Source organism: Sporosarcina sp. USHLN248 (assembly GCF_037144575.1).
In the GTDB taxonomy this organism is placed as follows: domain Bacteria; phylum Bacillota; class Bacilli; order Bacillales_A; family Planococcaceae; genus Sporosarcina; species Sporosarcina contaminans.
Genome location: NZ_JBBCZC010000092.1, coordinates 1 through 1,897, shown reverse-complemented (window position 1 = coordinate 1,897; position 1,897 = coordinate 1). Strand labels below are relative to the sequence as shown.

Here is a 1,897-nt window from a genome sequence, read left to right as displayed (position 1 = left end):
TAGAAGCTAATATTACGAGATAAAAAGGCCTTTTTCCGTTAAAATAACTTCATAATTGACAAAAGGGTTGGAAATCAATTCGATTTCCAACCCTTTTGTCTACAGTCTGAACGGGCCCCTGTAAATGACAGGGTCCCGTTTTTACTTTTTGTTTTCTTTTTTCTTAGGTCGATTGTAAGCTTCATCGAACTCTTTTCCTTCCAACGAAGGATCTAATGTTAAAGGTTCACGGCAATGCCCACACATATCAACTCTACCTAACATTTTTGTTTGCTTGCCACAACTTGGACAGATGATCTGTATTGCTTTTGTCGATAGCAAACCGATCCAAGCATAGACGACTGTGCTTCCCACTATTGCAAGAACACCTAAAACCATAAAGGCAAGCATTATGAATTGATTACTTCGGAAGAAAATGCCGATATACATAATGACTACTCCGATGAATATAAGGGATAATGCAAATGTGCGGATCCTGTTTATTTTATTTTTGTAAGGTTTCATTGAAAATCCTCCTTAGAGTGGTACATAATCGAACTTTCCTATCTATACGATCTGTTCCTCAACCAATATAGCACAAAATGTATCGACATCCTATTTTAGAAGTTTCCTGTGAAGGATTTTTCAAATCGGCTGTCGAAAAGATAGATTTAGGAGGTGTTGTTATGGAACAAATACTTAGACCGATTTACCAAGAGCGTGCGAGTTCTCCAGAAACATTAGGGGTCATCTTAGTTGAAAAGCGGGATGATGGAGATCCGATAACAGATACATTTGATGAAATCCTTTTGATTATCACTTCAAATGACGAGGTGCCTATATATACGAAACACTATACAGACGGTGAAGGCAAAGCCGCAATGCATGTAATTAATGAAAAACAACTAAGGAAGTGGCTGCTTTTAGGCACGAGAAGAAAAGTTGTTGACTGGCTATTTTACGGAAAAATCTTTTTCGATAGAAATGAATTCGTGGAAGGTTTGAAAAATGAACTGAAGGAATACCCGTTTTATGGTAGGAAAATTAAAATGGGGATCGAGCTTGCAAGATTGGTTAGAGCTTATATGGAAGGAAAGAATTTTTTCGAACAGAAAAATTATATGGACGCATATCACCATGCAATTCAGTCCCTTCATTATCTGGCCAGATTAACAGTCATTGAAAAAGGTTTTTCTCCAGAAGTAACTGTATGGGCACAAGTGAAAAGAATTGATCCAGCGATATACAAACTATATGAAGAATTGATTATGAGTGAAGAACCGTTAGAAAAGAAACTGAAACTATTGTTTTTAGCAAGCGAGTTTTTTATCCATAATCGGACAGCGGATGGAGCGCAGCATATTTTAGAAGTAATGGAAACGAAGGAACATTGGACAATACAAGAACTGCATGAGCATGAAGAATTACGAATGTACTCAATTGATTTAGAAAACCTAGTCGAATTTTTGATTGAAAAGGGCTTTATCCAAATTGTGCAAAGTGAATCGAAAAATGAACTGGTGTTCCATCGAGATTACAAAGTGAAGCAAAGACCTCACACTTGAACTTCAGGTTGAGGTCTTTATAACCTTGCAGTATAAGCATTTTCTATACAAAAGGTGAAAAAACATAAGTTTTTTTAAAAAAGTATGTTGACTCTTTAAATACCCTCATGCTATTATAATAATCGTCGCTTGGACAGCTAATGAAAAGCGCGTCGCAAACAAGCGAAAAAGAAATTAAAAAAGTCCTTGACTCCTAATAGAGTCGATGATAAATTAGAGAAGTCGCTTCTGAAACGAAGTCGAATGAACCTTGAAAACTGAACAGCAAAACGTCAACAAATAAAGTCTCAAAGCCGACCCCGTCGGCGGAAGAGACAAAACGAATCTTCGGATTCAAAATTGACATCTTAACA

2 protein-coding genes are annotated in these 1,897 nt (G+C 36.7%); one reads left to right on the top strand and one right to left on the bottom strand.

The genetic code is table 11. The annotated features are described in order from the left end of the window. Positions 1 to 141: 141 nt before the first annotated feature. Positions 142 to 504: a YgzB family protein gene (locus WFH04_RS18020; protein ID WP_336825703.1), complete on the bottom strand. Its 363-nt coding sequence runs from the start codon at positions 502 to 504 to the stop codon at positions 142 to 144. A gap of 161 nt (positions 505 to 665) precedes the next feature. Here WFH04_RS18020 and WFH04_RS18015 point away from each other — a divergent pair, with 161 nt between their 5' ends. Beyond that, positions 666 to 1,544 carry a nucleotidyltransferase-like protein gene (locus WFH04_RS18015; RefSeq protein ID WP_336825701.1) on the top strand — a complete coding sequence of 293 codons (879 nt, stop codon included), beginning with the start codon at positions 666 to 668 and terminating at the stop codon, positions 1,542 to 1,544. The last annotated feature ends 353 nt before the right edge of the window (positions 1,545 to 1,897 follow it).

What these genes read in the sequence shown, in the direction of transcription:
- WFH04_RS18020 (WP_336825703.1), bottom strand. Translation starts at nt 504, where the DNA reads ATGAAACCTTACAAAAATAAAATAAACAGGATCCGCACATTTGCATTA.
- WFH04_RS18015 (WP_336825701.1), top strand. Translation starts at nt 666, where the DNA reads ATGGAACAAATACTTAGACCGATTTACCAAGAGCGTGCGAGTTCTCCA.